This window comes from Halomonas sp. (assembly GCF_034520545.1).
Taxonomy (GTDB): Bacteria; Pseudomonadota; Gammaproteobacteria; order Pseudomonadales; family Halomonadaceae; genus Halomonas.
Window position 1 is genome coordinate 176,758 of sequence record NZ_JAXHNN010000003.1, and the last position, 18,421, is coordinate 195,178.

Genomic DNA, 18,421 nt, shown 5'->3' on the forward strand with positions numbered 1-18,421 from the left:
CTCTTAACGTATCGAAGCCAACCATCAGGGTGATGTCATGAACACCAACAACCTTACAACGACCGACCCGCAGATTGCTGCCGCCATCGCCGACGAGGTAGCCCGCCAGGAAGCCCACATCGAGCTGATTGCCTCGGAGAACTATGCCAGTCCCCAGGTCATGGAGGCTCAGGGCACCCAGCTGACCAACAAGTACGCCGAGGGCTACCCCGGCAAGCGCTACTATGGCGGCTGCGAGCACGTCGACGTGGTCGAGCAGCTGGCCATCGATCGCGCCTGTGACCTGTTCGGCGCCGACTACGCCAACGTCCAGCCCCATTCCGGTGCCCAGGCCAACGCCGCGGCCTTCATGGCCATGGTCTCGCCGGGCGATACCGTGCTGGGCATGAGCCTGGCCCACGGCGGCCATCTGACCCACGGCGCCAAGCCCAACTTCTCCGGCAAATATTACAAGGCCGTTCAGTACGGGCTGAACCCGGAGACCGGTGAAATCGACTACGCCGAGGTCGAGCGTCTGGCCCACGAGCACCAGCCCAGGATGATCATCGCCGGTTTCTCGGCCTACTCTCGCGTCATCAACTGGCGTCGCTTCCGCGATATCGCCGACGCCGTCGGCGCCTGGCTGCTGGTGGACATGGCCCATGTCGCCGGTCTGGTCGCCGCCGGCCACTATCCGAGCCCGCTGCCCCATGCCCATGTGGTGACCACCACGACTCACAAGACCCTGCGTGGACCACGCGGCGGATTGATCCTTTCCGCCGCTGGCGACGAGGCGCTCTACAAGAAGCTCAACGGTGCGGTCTTTCCGGGCCAGCAGGGTGGCCCGCTCATGCACGTCATCGCCGCCAAGGCAGTGGCGTTTCGCGAGGCCATGAGTCAGGACTTCGTGCGCTATCAGCAGCGGGTGATCGACAACGCCCGGCGTATGGCGAAGGTCTTCGTCGAGCGGGACTTCGACGTGGTCTCCGGTGGCACCGATGACCATCTCTTTCTGGTGTCGCTGATTCGCCAGGGGGTGACCGGGAAGGACGCCGACGCGGCGCTGGGTCGGGCCCACATCACCGTCAACAAGAATGCCGTGCCCAACGATCCCCAGAGTCCCTTCGTGACTTCCGGCCTGCGCATCGGCACGCCGGCGGTCACCACCCGTGGCTTCGATGAAGCGGACTGTGAGGCACTGGCAGGCTGGATCTGCGACATCCTGGATGTTCTGGCAGCCGGTCGCGACACCGCCGCCGTGGAAGCCGAGGTACAGGCCAAGGTCGCCGAGGTCTGTGCCCGGCATCCGGTCTATGCATCGGCCACCGCCGCCGAGCCGTCCGCCGAAACCATCGCTTGAACCGGCCGCCGGGCATGGCCCGGCGAAGCTGAGCTGAGGAGACCCCTATGCAACGTTATTCAGGCTTCGGTCTGGTCAAGCACGCGCTGAGCCACCACGAGAACTGGCAGCGTCAGTGGCGCAATCCCACGCCCAAGAAGCAGTACGACGTGATCATCGTCGGCGGCGGCGGCCACGGCCTGGCCACCGCTTACTATCTGGCCAAGGAGTTCGGCGTCAAGAATGTGGCGGTGATCGAGAAAGGCTGGCTGGGCGGCGGCAATACCGCGCGCAACACCACCATCGTGCGTTCCAACTATCTCTGGGACGAGGCAGCCGCGCTCTACGAGCACTCGATGAAGCTGTGGGAGGGTCTCTCCCAGGATCTCAACTACAACGTCATGTTTTCCCAGCGCGGCGTGCTGAACCTGGGCCATACCCTGCAGGACATGCGGGATATCCAGCGCCGGGTCAATGCCAACCGCCTCAACGGCATCGACGGCGAGGTGCTCGATGCCAAAGGCGTCCAGGCGCTGGTGCCGATCATGGACTGCTCGAAGAACGCTCGCTACCCGGTGCTCGGGGCGTCCTGGCAGCCGCGCGCCGGGGTGGCGCGTCACGATGCCGTGGCCTGGGGGTTCGCTCGGGCGGCCGATGCCCATGGGGTCGACATCCTCCAGCAGACCGAGGTCACCGGTTTCAAGATCCGCGACGGCCAGATCTTCGGGGTGCACACCAACCGGGGTGACATCGAGGCCAAGACCGTGGGCTGCGTGACGGCAGGCAACTCCGGCGTGATGGCCGGGATGGCCGGCATCAAGCTGCCGCTGGAATCGCATCCGCTGCAGGCGCTGGTGTCCGAGCCGCTCAAGCCGGTACTCGATACCGTGGTGATGTCCAACCACGTGCACGGCTACATCAGCCAGTCGGACAAGGGTGACCTGGTCATCGGCGCGGGCATCGACGGCTACAACGGCTACGGTCAACGGGGCAGCTACCCCACCGTGGAGCATACCCTGCAGGCCATCGTCGAGATGTTCCCGATCTTCTCGCGGGTGCGCATGAACCGCCAGTGGGGCGGGATCGTCGATACCTGCCCGGATGCTTGCCCGATTCTTTCCAAGACCCGGGTCAAGGGACTGTATTTCAACTGCGGCTGGGGTACCGGCGGCTTCAAGGCCACCCCGGGGTCGGGGCATGTCTTCGCTGCCAGTCTTGCCAAGGGCGAGATGCACTCGATTGCCGCGCCGTTCTCCATCGACCGTTTCCACACCGGTGCCTTAGTCGATGAGCACGGTGCCGCCGGCGTGGCCCACTAATTTCTGCGAGCTGCGCCACGCGATGGCAGCGTTGTTCGACTCATCGGAGTCCTCATGTACCTACCCCGTACACTGCGGCTCCTCTCTCGTCGAACGCCTTGCCCTCACGCGGCTCGCTGACGCAGAAGCTCTCAGCTTCTATCCCGATTACGGGGGGAATAATCAATGTTCCATATCTACTGTCCCTATTGCGGCGAGCTCCGGGAAGAGGAGGAATTCCACCCCAAGGGCCAGGCGCATATCGCGCGTCCCGCGGACCCCACGGCCTGCACCGATGAGGAGTGGGGCGATTACCTGTTCTTCCGCGACAACCCCCGCGGTATCCATCACGAGCTGTGGGTACACGCCGTGGGTTGCCGCAAGTTCTTCAACATCACGCGTCATACCGTGAGTTACGAGATCCTCGAGACCTACAAGATGGGCGAGCAGCCGTCGTTCACTGCTGAACATCCCCAGGGCGGCAGCGCCGAGTCGGCGACGCGCCGGGCACAGGACGCGCAACAGGCAGGAGTCCACGCATGAGCCAACCCAATCGACTCGGCCAGGGCGGACGCATCGAGCGTTCTCGCAAGTTGAACTTCACCTTCAACGGCAAGCGCTACCAGGGCCATGCCGGCGACACCCTGGCTTCTGCGCTGCTGGCCAATGGTTTGGATATCGTCAATCGCAGCTTCAAGTACTCCCGGCCGCGGGGCATCGTGGCCGCCGGTGCCGAGGAGCCCAATGCCGTGGTCCAGCTCGGCAGCACTGAATCCGGGCAGGTACCCAATGTGCGGGCCACCCAGCAGGCGCTGTTCGAAGGTCTGGAGGCGCGCAGCACCAACGGCTGGCCGAACGTCCAGCGCGACATGATGAGCCTGGTCGGCAAGCTGGGCGGCAAGTTCATGCCGCCCGGGTTCTACTACAAGACGTTCATGGCCCCGGCCTCGCTGTGGATGACCTACGAGAAGTACATCCGCAAGAGCGCGGGCCTGGGGTGCAGCCCCATGGAGAACGATCCGGACATCTATGACCATCTGCATCAGCACTGTGATGTGCTGGTGATCGGCGCCGGGCCGGCGGGGCTCGCTGCCGCGCTGGCCGCCGCGCATAGCGGTGCCCGGGTGATTCTCGTCGATGAACAGGAGGAGATGGGCGGCTCGCTGCTGGATGCCCGTGAGCGTCTCGATGGCAAGCCGGCGAATCAATGGGTCGCCCAGAGCCTGAAAACGCTGGCCGGCATGGACAACGTGACGCTGCTGCCACGTACCACGGCCAACGGCTACCATGACCACCACTTCGTGACGCTTCACGAGCGTCGCACCGAGCATCTCGGCGAGACGGCACCTCTGCTCAACGGTCGTCGACAGGTACGCTCGCGCATGCATCGCGTGCGGGCCGGCCGCGTGGTGCTGGCGACCGGGACCCATGAGCGGCCGCTGGTCTACGCCAACAATGACGTGCCGGGCAATATGGTCGCCGGCGCCGTGTCGACCTATATCCGTCGCTACGGGGTTGTTCCTGGACGTCGCCTGGTGCTCTCCACCAGCAATGATCACGCCTACCGTGCCGCCCTGGACTGGCTGGAAAGCGGCCGTGAGGTGGTGGCCATCGCCGACGCCCGTGCCAACCCGGATGGCGAACTGGTCGAGCAGGCTCGTGCCCAGGGGATTCGCATCATCACCGGCAGTGCCGTGATCGAGGCCAAGGGCGAGACGCGCGTCAGCGGCGCGCGGGTGGCGAAGGTCGACCTGGACGGTTTTCGGGTGATCGGCAAGGCTGAGACCCTCGAGTGCGACACGCTCGCCAGTTCCGGGGGCTATAGCCCGGTCATCCACCTGGCGTCGCACACCGGCGCACGGCCGACCTGGCGCGACGACTTGCTTGCCTTTGTCCCGACCCTGGTGAAGGGCGTGAGCGCGGCCGGCGGTGCCAAGGGCGTCTTCGCCACCGCCAAGGTGCTGGCGGACGGCGAGACAGCGGGCCGTCAGGCGGCCGGCGAGGTCGGATTCGGGGCTGTCTCGGTGAGTCTGCCGAAGGTCGCGGTACGTCGCGATGGTGCGGCCTGCGCGCTCTACCAGGTACCCCACGAGAAGCCGACGCTGCGCGCCCCCAAGCAGTTTGTCGACCTGCAGAACGACGTCACCGCGGCGGGCATCGAACTGGCGACCCGCGAAGGCTTCGAATCCATCGAGCACGTCAAGCGCTACACCGCCATGGGCTTCGGCACCGACCAGGGCAAGCTCGGCAACATCAACGGCATGGCCATTGCCGCGCGCTGCCTGGACAAGTCGATTCCCGAGGTGGGCACCACGGTGTTCCGTCCCAACTACACGCCGGTGACCTTCGGCGCCATCGTCGGTCGCCACTGCCGGGAGCTGTTCGATCCCGAGCGCTATACCGCGATGCACCAGTGGCACGTGGAGCATGGCGCCGAATTCGAGGACGTGGGCCAGTGGAAGCGGCCCTGGTACTTTCCACGACGCGCGAGCGTCAACGGCGAGACGCGAGACGATGGCACGACGCGGTGGCCAGGGAGTGCCGCGCCGTGCGCGAGGGGGTGGGTATTCTCGATGCCTCGACGCTGGGCAAGATCGACATTCAGGGCCCCGACGCCCGTGAGTTCCTGGGGCGCGTCTATACCAACAAGTGGGCCAAGCTGGCGCCCGGCCGCGTGCGCTACGGGCTGATGTGCAAGGACGACGGCATGGTGTTCGATGATGGCACCACCAGCTGCCTGGGAGAGAACCACTTCCTGATGACCACGACCACCGGCGGCGCGGCCGGCGTGCTGGAGTGGCTGGAGCTATGGCATCAGACCGAGTGGCCGGAGCTGCAGGTCTATTTCACGTCGGTGACCGATCACTGGGCGACCATGACCGTCACCGGGCCGGAGGCACGCAAGCTGCTGGCCGAGCTCACCGACATCGACCTGGACCGCGAGGCGTTCCAGTTCATGGATTGGCGGGAAGGCAAGGTGGCCGACGTCCCGGCCCGGGTGTTCCGCATCTCCTTCACCGGCGAGCTCGCCTACGAGATCAATGTCCAGGCCAACTATGCCCAGCACGTCTGGGAGACGCTGTTCGCCCATGGCGAGAAATATGACCTGACGCCCTATGGCACCGAGACCATGCATGTGTTGCGTGCCGAGAAGGGCTTTATCATTGCCGGCCAGGAGACCGACGGCTCGGTGACCCCGGAGGATCTCGGCATGAAGTGGTGCGTGGGGTACGACAAGCCGTTCTCCTGGATCGGCCAGCGCGCGCTGACGCGTCAGGATACCGCGCGCAGCGACCGCAAGCAGCTGGTGGGGCTCAAGCCCAAGGACCCCAGGGTGGTGCTGGAGGAGGGCGCCCAGATCGTCCTCGATCCAAAACATGCGATTCCCATGCCGATGGTCGGTCACGTGACCTCGAGCTACTACAGCCCGACTCTGGACTCAGGCTTTGCCCTGGCGGTGGTCAAGGGCGGCCAGCAGAAGATGGGCGAGACCGTCTACCTGCCCATGGCTGACGGCCAGACCCACGAGGCCGAAATCGTCAGCACGATCTTCATCGATCCCAAGGGAGAGCGCCAGAATGTCTAACACTGCCGTCGAAACGGTCAGGATCTTCGATACCCGCACCGAGGCCAAGATCCCCCTGGAGTCGCCGTTGGTCTACGCCTACCGCCGTTCGGGAGCGCCGGCGCCCGCCGTCAAGAGCCGAGCGACGCTGCGCGAGCGGCCTTTTCTCGGCCACCTGATCCTGCGCGGCGGTGCCATCGTGCTCGACGAGGCGGTCCGCGAGGTGCTCGGCGTCTCGTTGCCCGGCGAGCCCCAGGGCCTGGTCCATGACGCGGAGGGTGAGCGTTCGATTCAGTGGCTCTCACCCGACGAGTGGCTGGTGATCGTGCCCGGCGGCGAGGAGTTCGCGCTGGAAAACCGGTTGCGTGAGGCCCTGGCCGGCGCCCACTTCGCCATCAGCAACGTCAGTGGCGGCCAGACGCTGATCGAGCTGGAAGGCGAGGCTGCCCGGGAGCTGCTGATGAAGTCTGTGATCTACGATGTTCATCCCAGCCACTTCCCGGTCGGCAAGGGTGTCACCACCGTCTTTGCCAAGACCACGGTGATCCTGCGTCGCCCCTCTGATGCCCGCTGGGAGCTGGTAGTACGGCGCAGCTTCGCGGATTACACCTATCGCTGGTTGCTCGATGCCGGTGAGGAGTACGGCATCAGCGTCAAGCGCTGATTCTGGCCTTATCTTACCGTGTGTTTCCAGGCCGGGGCTCGCCCCGGCCTGCTTCGTCAGGAGACAACCCATGAGCCCCATGAATCGGAGTGTCGTCCAGGTAGCGGCGGAAACGGGCGAATGCCTCGCGGGCGCCCGTCACGGCGGCGTCTCTGTCCTCGGGCGGGCAGAGCGCCTCGAGTTCGGCCAAGCGCCGCGGCCACTCACCGGGGGCCATGTCGAAGGAGAAGAAGGCGTGGGGCACATCGGGGCCCAGGGTGCGGCGCAGCCGCTCGGCAATCACCTGCCCTCCCAGGCGCGAGCCCTGCAGTACATAGAGCTGGCCCGCCAGGCTGGCGGGAGAGCCGGGGAGATTCTCGACGTGGGAGTAACCCGTGTCCGGTGTCAGGCCGAGTATGGCGAGGTCCTCCGCGAGGTACGGCAGCCGCCGTGGCACCTGGATGCTCAGGCCGAGCCGTGTGATCCCCCGGCAGACCCGGCTCTCCAGATCCGCATGAGCGGGATACAGGGCCAGCAGCGAGGCAGCGTACGCTTCCCGGGTCAAGGCGGCATCGAGCAGGCACTGCAGGGCCGGGTGATGGTCCAGGTCGCTGTGAGCGTTGCGGGTGGCATCGCGTAGCTGACGGGCCAGCGGTGGGGCGGGAATGTTCATTGGCGCTCCGGAACGTGACCTGGGTCGTATGGGCCGCCAGTTCCCCTTTCCGAAGCGGGGCCGGCCCGTTACGCTGCCGCCACGATACCATCCCGATCCGGAGGAGTACCCATGGCCATTTCCTGTTTTTCTGATCTGCTGGACGAAGCACGTTCTCAGCCAGAGCCGCAGCGCCTGCTGTTCGTTTTCACCCGCGCCGAACTGCCGGACCATCCAAGCGAGGAGCAGCGGCGTCGCTTCGAGCAGGGCGAGGGCGGCGTGCTGACCCCGGTCGTCTGCGTCGACAAGGCCCCCGAGGCGCTGTCCGACATGGCCGCGCTGGTGGCGGAATCCCGGGATGCGGGGGCCGACTGGGATATCGTCTTCGTGGCTGCCCTGGCCGGTTCGGACGCCGAGGCGCAGGCCGAACAGCATCTCAACCGCATGGTGGAATCGCTGAAGATGGGCAACATCGCACAGTTCCTGGCCTTCGACCGCCAGGGTGAGACGGTGAGCTTCGGCTGACGCCGCCGTCATCGATCATAGCCTTGAATTATCAAGTTCATGGCGCCACTCAATTTACGCTATCGGGCGATACGGGCTACTATGCGCTCCGTATCGCTCTCACCCATTAAACGAAAGTCGAAAGGAGCATTACCGAATGTCGCTGCTGAACACTGAAGTCAAGCCGTTCAAGGCCACTGCCTATTACAATGGCGAGTTCATCGACGTCTCCGAGGAGAGTCTGAAAGGGCAGTGGAACATCTTCTTCTTCTATCCGGCCGACTTCACCTTCGTCTGCCCCACCGAGCTGGGTGACCTGGCCGACAACTACGACGCATTCAAGAAGCTGGGCGTCGAGATCTATAGCGTCTCCACCGACACCCACTTCACCCACAAGGCCTGGCACGACAGCTCCGAGACCATCAACAAGCTGCAGTATCCGATGCTGGCTGACCCGACTCACACCATCTCGCGTAACTTCGAGGTGCTGATCGAGGAAGATGGCGTCGCCGAGCGTGGTACCTTCGTGGTCGATCCCGACGGCAAGATCCAGCTCATCGAGCTGAACGCCGGCAATATCGGTCGCAATGCCGAGGAACTGCTGCGCAAGGTCAAGGCCGCTCAGTACGTGCGCGCCAACCCGAACGAAGTCTGCCCGGCCAAGTGGGAAGAAGGCGAAGAGACCCTCTCTCCCTCGCTGGACCTGGTCGGCAAGATCTAAGCGATCCGCCCCTGCCGGCAAGGCTGTCCCGCCTCGCAAGTCCGCCGCCCGCGGACCGCCTCCTGAAGATGATGCCCGAATGCCCGGGCGATCACCGTCCGGGCATTTCCTGCGCTGGAATCTCGTGCCTGTACGCACTGCAACCCTGAACTCACGAGGAAGGAAGCCATCATGCTCGACGACAATCTGAAAAGCCAGCTCAAAGCCTATCTGGGAAAGGTCACCCAGCCCTTCGAGATCGTCGCGTCCCTCGATGACGGCGCCAAGTCGAAGGAACTGCACGGTCTGCTGACCGATATCGTCGGCCTGACCGACAAGATCACGCTCTGCGAGCTGACGGCCGACGATCCGCGCACGCCCGTCCTTCGCGCTGCAACGCGCCGAGCAGGAAACCGGCGCTGTACTTCGCCGGCCTGCCCATGGGCCACGAGTTCACCTCCCTGGTGCTGGCGCTGCTGCAGGTGGGCGGCCATCCGCCCAAGGCCTCCGAAGCGACCATTGAGCAGATCAAGGGCCTCGAGGGCGAGCTGCGCTTCGAGACCTACTTCTCGCTCTCCTGCCAGAACTGTCCGGACGTGGTCCAGGCGCTGAACCTGATGGCTATCTTCAACCCGGGCGTCCATCACGTGGCCATCGACGGCGCGCTGTTCAAGGACGAGGTTGAAGAGCGCGAGATAATGTCGGTGCCCAGCGTCTACCTCAACGGCGAGCCGTTTGACCAGGGGCGCATGAGCCTCGAGCAGATACTCGCCAAGGTGGATACCGGTGCCGCGGAGCGCGAGGCCGCCAAGCTCGGCGAGAAGCCAGCCTTCGATACCCTGATGATCGGTGGCGGCCCGGCCGGTGCGGCGGCAGCGGTCTATGCCGCACGCAAGGGCATTCGTACCGGCGTGGCCGCCGAGCGCTTCGGTGGCCAGGTGCTCGATACCATGGGTATCGAGAACCTCATCTCCGTGCCCCACACCGAGGGTCCCAAGCTTGCCGCGGCGCTGGAGGAGCACGTCAAGGAGTACGAGGTCGACATCATGAACCTGCAGCGCGCCGTCACGCTGCTGCCCGGCCAGGCAACGGGCGGCCTGCACGAGGTGGAGTTCGCGAACGGCGCCACGCCTGCAGGAGCAAGACCCTGGTGCTGGCTACCGGCGCCCGCTGGCGCGAGATGGGCGTGCCCGGCGAGGCCGAGTACCGTAACAGGGGCGTGGCCTACTGCCCTCATTGCGACGGCCCGCTGTTCAAGGGCAAGCGCGTGGCGGTGATCGGCGGCGGCAACTCCGGCGTCGAGGCGGCCATCGACCTGGCTGGCATCGTCGGCCACGTCACCCTGATCGAGTTCATGGACGAGATGCGCGCCGACGCAGTGCTGCAGAAGAAGCTGCGCAGCCTGCCCAACGTGGAGATCATCCTCGGTGCCCGTACCACCGAGGTGAACGGCGACGGCAGGCGCGTCAATGCGCTCACCTTTGAAGAGCGTGCCAGCGGCGAGATCCGCAAGGTCGAGCTGGAGGGCGTGTTCGTGCAGATCGGCCTGGTGCCCAACACCGAGTGGCTGCAGGACTCGCCTATCGAGCTCTCCGAGCGTGGCGAGATCGTGGTCGACGCCCACGGCATGACCAGCGTGCCGGGCATCTTCGCCGCCGGCGATGTGACCACCGTGCCCTACAAGCAGATCGTCATCGCCATGGGCGAGGGCTCCAAGGCCGCCCTAGGTGCCTTCGATTACATCATTCGCCACTGATACTGTGCTCCGTGCGTCGCCGACGCCCGCAGGTTCTCCATGCCCCCGGCCGGGCTCACCGGCGGGGGCATGGTCTGTCATGGTCGGGGTTTCGAGGTGGGAGCTTCATGCCTGTGCGGCGCTGTCCGGTGCATTCTCCACCCGGTTGCGGCCCCCTTCCTTGGCCCGGTACATCGCTTCGTCGGCCCGGGCGACCAGGCTCTTGCGACTGTCGCCGGGTCGCCAGGCGGCCACGCCGATGCTGATGGTCACTCTACCCAGATTGCCCAGATCCAGTTCTTCGGTGCTCTGCCTGAGGCGTTCGGCGAGATGCACGCCGCCGACCAGGTCGCAATCGCTGGCCAGCACCAGGAATTCCTCGCCGCCCCAGCGGCCCAGATTGTCGGTGGGTCGCAGGAGGTTTTGCAGCACACTGCATAGCGTCACTAGGACCCGATCGCCGGCCTCGTGACCCTGGGTATCGTTGAAATGCTTGAAGTGATCGATGTCGAACAGCAGCACGGCGAAGGATCTGTCGTGGCGTTCGGCGGCGTTGAGCTCGGCGTCGATCGCCTGCTCCATGCGATAGCGGTTCCAGGTGCCGGTCAGGCTGTCGCTGTAGGCCAGGCTCTTGAGCTTGCGATTGGCGTGATGGAGCCTTTCATTGAGCTGAGCGATCTCGTGGCTGGAGGTCAGGACGGCCAGGTTCTTGGCCAGATCCCCGGCGGCACGGCACTCGATGTCGCGCCAGGCGCGACTTTGCCCCCTGACCTCATCCTGCCACTGGGCGAAGGAGCGGCGCGGCGTCAGGGTCAGCTGCCCGTTCCGCATCATGGGGGTATCCTCGGGCTTGCCGGCCCAGCGCCTGCTGTTTCGCTGTTCGCGGCGAAACAGCATCAGCCAGTGGGTCGACTCGGTGGGCAGGGCTATAGCGAGCAGGCCGCAGAGGTCGCCCTCCTGCCAGGGCGCCAGGGGTGTCTTCACCAGCGCCTGGGTGTGCCAGGGAGCGTCGTGCCGCTGGAAGCGGCTCAGCCAGTCGGCCATGGCGACCAGGTTCTCTTCGGCCGGCAGGGCTCCCATGCCACTGCTCTCTTTTCCGGTGACGAGGGCGATGCCACTGGCATCCAGCAGGTCGAGCCATTGCGCGCCGTGACGCTGTACCAGGTCATCCGGCCCGAGAAGGCGCCCACTCTCATCGGAGAGAATCTCGTTGCTGTCGTGGATGTCGTGAAGCAGGCGGGTGTCGGCACGCGCCTGCAGCAGCATCAACCGCGGCATGGTGATCTGGGCCAGGGCACACAGCGCATCACGCAGGTCGGCTTCCAGTGGTCTGGGCTCCAGGCCGTGACAGGCCAGCAGGCCCCAGAGCCTCCCCTCCTCGTGCATGGCCACCGACAGGGAAGCGCCGACGCCCATGTTGGTGAGGTACTCCTGATGAATCGGTGCGACGGCACGCAGCACCCCCCGCGACATGTCCAGTGGCGCCGCCTCGCCAGGGCCACAGGGTGGCACCAGTGGAACCGCCTGGGCCGAGGCATCGGGGATGCTGCGCACCCGGTTGGCGTCGTAAAGTCGGCGCACCTGGGCAGGAATGTCACTGGCCGGGAAGTAGTGATCGAGGAAGCTCTCCGCCGCGGGCAGGTGGGTCTCGGCGATCACGCGGCCGTTCCACTGCGCGTCGAAACGGTAGACCATCACCCGCTGGTGGCCGGTGAGCTCCTGTACCTTCCGCGTCAGGGCATCGAGAAGGGTGTCGATGTCGTCGATCTGCCCCGCCTCGACCAGCCAGTCGTTCACCTTGTCCAGCAGGCGATGTCCGTCCGGGCACATCAGGTGTTCCAGTTCCACGACGACAGCGTCGCCACTGTGATAGGCCACCGCGTGGAAGCGTCGTCGTTCGCCCCGCACCTCGCGCTGGGCGGTGAGAACGCAGGCCGAGCTGTCCTGCTTTACCAGTTCAGTGTCCAGAAGGTCCATCAACTCGGTGCCCAGTACCTCCCTGGCCTCGCCGGCCAGAGCATCTGCCACCCCGATACCCAGAAAGTCCTCGATATTGGCGCTGACCTGGCGAATTCTCGCCATGTCGGCATCCAGGCTCACCAGGCAGCCCATCGGCTGGATGGCGCCGGGGATGTGCACCGGTTCACGGGCACAGGCCTCGAGAGCGGCGGCGATCTCGGCATCATTGTAATGAGTGTTGGGCATGCGCGGGCTCCAGGCGGTGGTCAGGGGTTGCCAGGGCAGCATCAGGTCGCCAGACAAGCGATCTGGTCATCGCTGTAGCGTGTCGAGGTGTTCAAGAGCTGGCATGTCATAGAGAGGCTGACGATGACATTACACTCTTGCCGGCGCGGGGTGAACTGTCCAGAGCCACCGGCCGGGCCTGCCCCGTAAGTATTGCATCACCACCTCGCGCTTGGGATAGTGATTTACGGATATCTGCTCTTGGCTAGACTGACAATACCCCGCACCGATTGCCGGGGAAGAGATTGATAAGCACAGACAAGGAGTCGCCGATGTCGAGCTGTGCGCGGGTCGCGGGACACTGCGACCGCTGCGAAGGGGAGCTGCCCTTCGAGTTCACCATGGCTTTTCAGCCGATCGTCGACGTGGATGCGGCGCGGATCACCACCTACGAGGCGTTGGTGCGGGGTCCCGCGGGAGAGTCGGCCTGGAGTATTCTCGCCCAGGTCACCGATGACCTCCTCTATCGTTTTGACCAGGCATGCCGGGTGCGGGCCATCGAGATGGCCAGTGCGCTGGGCATGCGCGAGAACCTGTCGATCAACTTCCTGCCCAATGCGGTCTATGAGCCCCAGGCCTGCATCCAGGCGACCCTGGACGTCTCGGCACGGGTCGGCTGGCCCACCGAGCGCATCGTCTTCGAGATCACCGAGACCGAACGGGTCCGGGACCGCCAGCACCTGCGCAGCATCATCGAGGCCTACCGCGCGATGGGCTTCGCCACGGCGCTGGACGACTTCGGCAACGGCTACGCCAATCTGGACCTGCTCACCGACCTCACGCCCGATCGCCTCAAGGTCGACCGCGAACTGATCATGGGCTGCGACGGCGACCGTCGCCGCCAGGTCCTGCTGCAGGCCGTGAAGCGACTGGCCGACGAGCTCGACATCCTGCTGATCGCCGAGGGCGTGGAGACCCGGGAGGAGGCACTGTGGCTGGCACGCGCCGGCATTACCCATCAGCAGGGCTACTTCCATGCGCGGCCAGCGGTGGCCGCACTGGCTGCGGACCTGGAGCCCGCTCTGACGGCGCTGCGCGACGAGAGTCGCCGGCCGGGCTCCTGAAGAGAATTCAGCCGGCCATCCACAGGAAGGGCAGCAGCGAGAGAGCGAGCACGCCGGCGGCGAGCAGGGCGAACAGCAGCGTACGGATCGGCTGGCGCGCCAGGCGTCGCCACAGGGTGGGGCCCTCACCGCGGGCGGCCAGCGCATCATGCTCGCGTCGTACCCGCTCGCCGAGCGCGTGCTGGTAGGCGTCGATCAGTGCGCGGGCTCGCGGCAGCTCGTGCTGGTCGCGCAGCCAGATCGCGGCCACGCCCAGGCCCCAGAAGCCCGACCGGGTCTCGAAGGTATCCAGGCCGTGCTCGTCGAGCAGTAGGCGAACCTCCTCGGCTTCCTCTTCGGGCACGTTGCGCAGATGGAACAACAGCACGGCCACGTGTTCACCTCCTCTCGTTCACCGCCAATCCTGTCTGCGCGCCTCAGCGTTCGGCTTCGTCGCACAGGCGGTGCAGGCGGTCGATCGCCTCGCCTGCGCCCGCCAGGCCGAAGACCATGAACCAGGGGTCGTCCTCGCCGCGCATCATGCGCAGGCGCAGCAGCTCGCCCTCGGCCATCTCCTCAAGCAGCAGCTCCAGGTGGGGTACTGTGAAGCGCACGTAGAAGCCATCGTCGCCGCGTTCGGTGACGAAGGCGGCGCTGCCGCTGTGGATGGTGGCCTGGTCGACGCGCAGGTCGGCCGGCACGCGGTTCACGGTGGCGCTCTCGGCCTGGTTCTCGTCCAGCGCCACGCGCAGCTCCAGCCAGGGGACGTCGCAGGCCCCGGCGCTGGCATTGACGCTGAAGATGGCGTCACTGTAGCTCTGCTGGTCGATGGCGCGGAAGTGGCGCTCCTCGCCCAGCGACAGGACCAGCGAGTGCCAGCTGCCATGTGCCTGGACGTTGCCGATGTTGTAGTCGGTGGCCGACGCCGGCCCGGCCAGGCCTAGGGCCAGGCAGAACGTCAGCAGCAGGGACGGAGCGAAACGGGAGATGTGGGGCATGACGTGACGCTTCCTTGGCGGCATCATTCGTGGCCCTGCATGCCGCTCAAACCCGCACCGCTATCGCCACCCAGCTCGCCGCGTCCCAACCGGCCCAGCAGGTCGAGGTCGATCTCATCGAAGCTCACCAGCTCGCCGCCGTGGGCCTCGCGGAAGGTCTCGGCGTCGGCCTGCTCGGCAAACGATGCCAGGGTATGGCCCATGGAGCCGCGTCGGTCGTGGCCCACCACGTAGACCGCCTCGCTGGCCCGCACGAAGGCCTCGTCGTCCGGAGTGGCCCAGGGGGCGGCGGCCACATCGTGGACATAGGCATGCGACAAGCGCGTCTCGTTCTCCGGCTGCTTGAGGAAGGTGAAGAGATCCAGGGTGGAGCAGAACTTCAGTGCCTCGCCCTGGCTGCCCAGGAAGGCCTCCCCCTTGGGGCCGGGATGCTCGTTGATCAGCATGCCGCAGACGTGACAGCTGTCGCCGTCCTCGATGGGTACGGCGGCGGCCAGTGTCTCGGGTTCGGATTCGCTGCAGCCGGTCAGCAACAGGCTGGCGAGCAGGGCGATCAGCAGGGCGAGTCGGGTCATGGCGGTCTCTCTCGGGGGCGTGGGAGTGAAAGGTTCAGGCGGCGCGGTGGCGGAAGCGCAGCAGTGCCAGGCTCAGGGGCACCAGCACCCAGGCCACGAGGATTGCGGTCACCACGGTAGGGCGGAAAGCGCCGCCCTCGGCGATGGAGGTGAGGCCGCTATAGTCGCGGGCGGCCTCGAAGCCGGCTAGGTTGATCAGCCGGAAGCACTCGATCGGATTGAGCAGCAGCAGCCAGGGCAGCCAGTCGCCTCCCCGTTTGACGCTGACCAGTAGCGCCAGCAGCCCCAGGTCGAAGACCAGCACGAAGAGGAACCACACCACCAGCGCCAGGCCGGCGGCGCGAGCCTTCTCGGTGACCCACACGCTGATCAGGTAGGCGAAGGCGATGAATACCCAGCCCAGCAGGATGCTGCTACCGATCAGCAGGCCCATGCCGGTGGCCAGTTCGGTGAGCGGCACGCCCTCCGCAGCCACCGCGATCACCGCCCCGGCGACGCCGAATCCCAGTGCCGTGGCGACGCCGAGGATCAGGCCATGGCCGAGGAACTTGCCCAGCAGCAGTTGTGTGCGGCTGATGGGGTAGGTGAGCAGCAGTAGCAGGGTGCCCGCCTCTTGCTCGCCGACCACGGCATCGTAGGCCAGCAACAGGGCGATCAGCGGGATCAGGAAGACCGCCAGCGTTGCCAGGCTGACCAGGGTGGTGGCCAGGGAGGTGAAGCCCAGGCCGCCGCTGGCGGCGGCGCCGAACCAGGCGATGCCCACGGCTAGAAAGGCCAGTACCAGTGCGATGGCCAGCACCCAGAGATTGCGCAGGCCGTCGCGGAACTCCTTGCCGGCGATGATCAGGATGGCATTCATCGGGCGTCTCCTCGTTGCTCGGGCGAGAGGTCGGCAGAGAAGTGGGTATAGAGGTGCTCCAGGGTGGGCGGCAGCAATTCGATGTCCTCGATGTCCGAGAGGTCGGTGAGCCGACGCAGCACGGCGAGCTTGGCATCCGGTGGCACCGAAAGCGTGACCTCCTGGCCGTTGACGGCGATGGCTTGGATGCGTGGGTCGTCCCAGTGAGCCAGGTTGGCCTCGGCGTTGTGACCCCGTACACGCACGTCCAGCGGCAGGGCGGCCTGCCGGCGAAGGTCGTCCAGGCTGCCAAGCGCCAGGCGCCGGCCGCCGCCGAGGATTAGCGCACGGTCGATGTAGGGCTCCACCCCGGGCAGCACATGGGAGGAGAGCAGTACCGTACACCCGCGCTCGCGCAGGCCGCGCACCGTGTCGAAGAAGTCGCGGGTGGCGGCCGGGTCGAGGCCGGTGGTTGGCTCGTCCAGCAGCAGCAGGCGCGGGTCGCCGAGCAGCGCCTGGGCTAGGCCGAGGCGCTGGCGCATGCCCTTGGAGTAGGTCTTCACCCGCTGCGAGGCGGCATGGCCCAGCCCCACCTGGTCGAGCAGCTCGTCCACCTGGCGGCGCTCGACTCGCTTGAGTCGGGCGAAGTAGTCGAGCATCTCGCGGCCGCTGAGCTGCTCGTAGAAGCTGACGTTTTCCGGCAGGTAGCCCAGGCGGCGGCGCAGGGTTTCGGCATGGGCGCCGTCGGGAGCGCCACCCAGCACCGCCACGCGCCCCTCGCTGGGCGAGAGCAGCCCCAGGATCAGGTGCATGGTGGTGGTCTTGCCGGCACCGTTGTGGCCGAGCAGGGCCAGTACCTCGCCCTCGCTGACCTGAAGATCCAGGGCGTCGAGGCGCACCAGCTTTCCGTCACGACGTGTCACGCTCTGGAAGTCGATTACCGCGCTCATGCGTCGGCGTCTCCGAGGTTGTGTTGACTCAAGCCGGGTTCATTGAAATCGGGCTCATTCATCAGAGGATGGCTATCCTTGACCCCTTGGGGGCGAAATACCGGGAACTGGCGCTGTACCCAGCGGAGTGCCAGCACGGCAGGACTATGCATCAGCAGTCGTGCCACCGGGTAGCGCCACAGCAGGCGGTCCATGGCGTCGTTGGGTTCGAAGGGCGTATCACCCACGCCATCGCCATCCAGGTCCCAGCCCAGATAGTCGCTCCAGTAGTTGCCGCGTCCCTTCTCGGACCACTCCTGGGCGCGGGTCGCCACGTACATTACCTGCTGGCGGTTGTCGATGAAGGCATTGCCTACCAGGGCGTTGTCCTCGGAGCCGGCGGTAAGGTGGATGCCGATATCGCTGTTGGCGAAACGGTTAGCCTCGAAGCGGTTATACTGGGCGTTATAGACGAACAGTGCCTTGCCCTCGCCGCCGCTGACCAGCCCCTGGCCCTGCGCGTCACGGCGCTGGTTGATGCCGGTGACACGATTGTCGCGCAGGAGGGAGTCGGTGATGTTGTTCATCAGGATGCCGTAGTGGCGGTCGTTCGCCGAGCGGTTGCCGATCACCTCGAGCCGCTTGGATTGCATCAGCGCATAGCCGGTGCGGGTGTCCTGGGTGGAGTTGCCTTCCAGGCGATTGTCGTGGGCGTACATGTAGTGCACGCCGTAGCGCAGGTCCTGCATATGGTTGCCGCGCAGCAGGCTCTGGCTGCTGGTATCGATGTAGATGCCGTCGCGGGTGCGGCGGATGTCGTTGCCTTGCACGGTGACGTTGCGCACGTTGAAGAGGTGGATGCCGTTGCCGCGGTCCTGGGAGCGCAGTGAGGCGTCGCCACGGATCACGTTGTCGAGCACTTTCACGTCATTCACGGCGTCGAGCCAGATGCCGAACCCCGGGCCTTCCAGCCGGGAATCCCGTATCACGCTGCCGCTTGCGCTCTCATCGACGAAGATGCCGGCATCCATGTCGGTTAGGTTGGCGCCCCAGTTCTCGATGGTGAGGTGTTCCAGCACAATGTCGGGCGCCTCGAGTACCACGGCGTGGCCGTTGCCGCCGCCGTCGATCACCGCTCCTTCCTTACCCTGCAGGGTAAGCGTGCGGTCGATGGTCAGCGGTCCGGGATAGCGGCCCTCGGGCAGCAAGAGGCGGTCGCCGTCCGCGGCCCGTTCGATCAGCGGCTGCAGCGGCTCGCCGGGGGTGGCCGTCCAGTCGGCGGCTAGTACGCCGCCGGGTAGCCATAAGAGCCACCCGGCGGCAAGAAATAGGGTCGGGACGACGCGAAGCAGTCGTCGGGTCATGCGCTTCTCCACGCG

15 protein-coding genes and 2 pseudogenes are annotated in these 18,421 nt (G+C 65.8%); 9 read left to right on the forward strand and 8 right to left on the reverse strand.

Features of this window, described 5'->3' with window-relative positions:
- Nucleotides 1-37 precede the first annotated feature (37 nt).
- From glyA to U5L98_RS02850, 5 genes and pseudogenes are all read left to right on the forward strand, one after another.
- Nucleotides 38-1,339 (forward strand): serine hydroxymethyltransferase, encoded by a 1,302-nt coding sequence (glyA, locus tag U5L98_RS02830; RefSeq protein ID WP_322556830.1) that lies wholly within the window; start codon nucleotides 38-40, stop codon nucleotides 1,337-1,339.
- 47 nt (nucleotides 1,340-1,386) lie between these two features.
- Nucleotides 1,387-2,637 carry a sarcosine oxidase subunit beta family protein gene (locus U5L98_RS02835; RefSeq protein WP_322556831.1) on the forward strand — a complete coding sequence of 417 codons (1,251 nt, stop codon included), beginning with the start codon at nucleotides 1,387-1,389 and terminating at the stop codon, nucleotides 2,635-2,637.
- A gap of 165 nt (nucleotides 2,638-2,802) precedes the next feature.
- Complete coding sequence (locus U5L98_RS02840; protein ID WP_322556832.1) at nucleotides 2,803-3,159, forward strand: sarcosine oxidase subunit delta; 357 nt, start codon at nucleotides 2,803-2,805, stop codon at nucleotides 3,157-3,159.
- A pseudogene (locus U5L98_RS02845) lies at nucleotides 3,156-6,202 on the forward strand (sarcosine oxidase subunit alpha family protein). The gene U5L98_RS02840 and the pseudogene U5L98_RS02845 overlap by 4 nt, the downstream one beginning before the upstream one ends.
- Entirely contained in the window at nucleotides 6,195-6,845 is a 651-nt protein-coding gene (locus U5L98_RS02850; protein ID WP_322556833.1) for a sarcosine oxidase subunit gamma, read from the forward strand. Before U5L98_RS02845 ends, U5L98_RS02850 begins: the two are co-directional and overlap by 8 nt.
- Before the next feature lie 13 nt (nucleotides 6,846-6,858).
- On the opposite strand, the gene U5L98_RS02855 is transcribed toward U5L98_RS02850, so the two are convergent.
- Nucleotides 6,859-7,497, reverse strand: coding sequence for a biliverdin-producing heme oxygenase (locus U5L98_RS02855; protein ID WP_322556834.1), 639 nt, complete (start codon nucleotides 7,495-7,497; stop codon nucleotides 6,859-6,861).
- A gap of 111 nt (nucleotides 7,498-7,608) precedes the next feature.
- Between U5L98_RS02855 and U5L98_RS02860 the strand changes: the two genes are divergently transcribed.
- From U5L98_RS02860 to ahpF, 3 genes and pseudogenes are all read left to right on the forward strand, one after another.
- Nucleotides 7,609-8,001, forward strand: a complete 393-nt coding sequence (locus U5L98_RS02860; RefSeq protein WP_322556835.1) for a ribonucleotide reductase subunit alpha — start codon at nucleotides 7,609-7,611, stop codon at nucleotides 7,999-8,001.
- Between the two features lie 136 nt (nucleotides 8,002-8,137).
- Entirely contained in the window at nucleotides 8,138-8,701 is a 564-nt protein-coding gene (ahpC, locus tag U5L98_RS02865) for an alkyl hydroperoxide reductase subunit C (RefSeq protein ID WP_322556836.1), read from the forward strand.
- A 171-nt stretch (nucleotides 8,702-8,872) separates the two neighbouring features.
- Nucleotides 8,873-10,436: pseudogene (gene ahpF, locus U5L98_RS18650) on the forward strand (alkyl hydroperoxide reductase subunit F).
- Nucleotides 10,437-10,541: 105 nt separating this feature from the next.
- Here the strand turns inward: ahpF and U5L98_RS02880 are convergent.
- On the reverse strand, nucleotides 10,542-12,620 hold the full coding sequence (locus tag U5L98_RS02880) for a diguanylate cyclase (RefSeq protein WP_322556838.1): 2,079 nt from the start codon (nucleotides 12,618-12,620) through the stop codon (nucleotides 10,542-10,544).
- Between the two features lie 311 nt (nucleotides 12,621-12,931).
- On the opposite strand from U5L98_RS02880, the gene U5L98_RS02885 reads away from it, so the two are divergent.
- Complete coding sequence (locus tag U5L98_RS02885; RefSeq protein ID WP_322556839.1) at nucleotides 12,932-13,723, forward strand: EAL domain-containing protein; 792 nt, start codon at nucleotides 12,932-12,934, stop codon at nucleotides 13,721-13,723.
- Between the two features lie 7 nt (nucleotides 13,724-13,730).
- Here the strand turns inward: U5L98_RS02885 and U5L98_RS02890 are convergent, their stop codons facing one another.
- The 6 genes from U5L98_RS02890 to U5L98_RS02915 are packed head-to-tail and all read right to left on the reverse strand — an operon-like array spanning nucleotide 13,731 to nucleotide 18,406.
- Nucleotides 13,731-14,096, reverse strand: coding sequence for a DUF6164 family protein (locus U5L98_RS02890; protein ID WP_322556840.1), 366 nt, complete (start codon nucleotides 14,094-14,096; stop codon nucleotides 13,731-13,733).
- A gap of 43 nt (nucleotides 14,097-14,139) precedes the next feature.
- Nucleotides 14,140-14,700, reverse strand: coding sequence for a hypothetical protein (locus tag U5L98_RS02895; RefSeq protein ID WP_322556841.1), 561 nt, complete (start codon nucleotides 14,698-14,700; stop codon nucleotides 14,140-14,142).
- Nucleotides 14,701-14,723: 23 nt separating this feature from the next.
- On the reverse strand, nucleotides 14,724-15,275 hold the full coding sequence (locus U5L98_RS02900) for a nitrous oxide reductase accessory protein NosL (RefSeq protein WP_322556842.1): 552 nt from the start codon (nucleotides 15,273-15,275) through the stop codon (nucleotides 14,724-14,726).
- 34 nt (nucleotides 15,276-15,309) lie between these two features.
- Nucleotides 15,310-16,134 (reverse strand): ABC transporter permease, encoded by an 825-nt coding sequence (locus U5L98_RS02905; RefSeq protein ID WP_322556843.1) that lies wholly within the window; start codon nucleotides 16,132-16,134, stop codon nucleotides 15,310-15,312.
- A complete protein-coding gene (locus U5L98_RS02910; RefSeq protein WP_322556844.1) occupies nucleotides 16,131-17,063 on the reverse strand; it encodes an ABC transporter ATP-binding protein in 933 nt (310 codons plus the stop codon). The genes U5L98_RS02905 and U5L98_RS02910 overlap by 4 nt, the downstream gene beginning before the upstream one ends.
- Nucleotides 17,060-18,406, reverse strand: a complete 1,347-nt coding sequence (locus tag U5L98_RS02915) for a nitrous oxide reductase family maturation protein NosD (protein WP_322556845.1) — start codon at nucleotides 18,404-18,406, stop codon at nucleotides 17,060-17,062. Before U5L98_RS02915 ends, U5L98_RS02910 begins: the two co-directional genes overlap by 4 nt.
- Between the last annotated feature and the right edge of the window lie 15 nt (nucleotides 18,407-18,421).

Bases quoted from the DNA above. Each gene is read 5' to 3' on its own strand.
- glyA (WP_322556830.1), top strand. From the start codon at position 38: ATGAACACCAACAACCTTACAACGACCGACCCGCAGATTGCTGCCGCC.
- U5L98_RS02835 (WP_322556831.1), top strand. From the start codon at position 1,387: ATGCAACGTTATTCAGGCTTCGGTCTGGTCAAGCACGCGCTGAGCCAC.
- U5L98_RS02840 (WP_322556832.1), top strand. From the start codon at position 2,803: ATGTTCCATATCTACTGTCCCTATTGCGGCGAGCTCCGGGAAGAGGAG.
- U5L98_RS02850 (WP_322556833.1), top strand. From the start codon at position 6,195: ATGTCTAACACTGCCGTCGAAACGGTCAGGATCTTCGATACCCGCACC.
- U5L98_RS02855 (WP_322556834.1), bottom strand. From the start codon at position 7,497: ATGAACATTCCCGCCCCACCGCTGGCCCGTCAGCTACGCGATGCCACC.
- U5L98_RS02860 (WP_322556835.1), top strand. From the start codon at position 7,609: ATGGCCATTTCCTGTTTTTCTGATCTGCTGGACGAAGCACGTTCTCAG.
- ahpC (WP_322556836.1), top strand. From the start codon at position 8,138: ATGTCGCTGCTGAACACTGAAGTCAAGCCGTTCAAGGCCACTGCCTAT.
- U5L98_RS02880 (WP_322556838.1), bottom strand. From the start codon at position 12,620: ATGCCCAACACTCATTACAATGATGCCGAGATCGCCGCCGCTCTCGAG.
- U5L98_RS02885 (WP_322556839.1), top strand. From the start codon at position 12,932: ATGTCGAGCTGTGCGCGGGTCGCGGGACACTGCGACCGCTGCGAAGGG.
- U5L98_RS02895 (WP_322556841.1), bottom strand. From the start codon at position 14,700: ATGCCCCACATCTCCCGTTTCGCTCCGTCCCTGCTGCTGACGTTCTGC.
- U5L98_RS02900 (WP_322556842.1), bottom strand. From the start codon at position 15,275: ATGACCCGACTCGCCCTGCTGATCGCCCTGCTCGCCAGCCTGTTGCTG.
- U5L98_RS02905 (WP_322556843.1), bottom strand. From the start codon at position 16,134: ATGAATGCCATCCTGATCATCGCCGGCAAGGAGTTCCGCGACGGCCTG.
- U5L98_RS02910 (WP_322556844.1), bottom strand. From the start codon at position 17,063: ATGAGCGCGGTAATCGACTTCCAGAGCGTGACACGTCGTGACGGAAAG.
- U5L98_RS02915 (WP_322556845.1), bottom strand. From the start codon at position 18,406: ATGACCCGACGACTGCTTCGCGTCGTCCCGACCCTATTTCTTGCCGCC.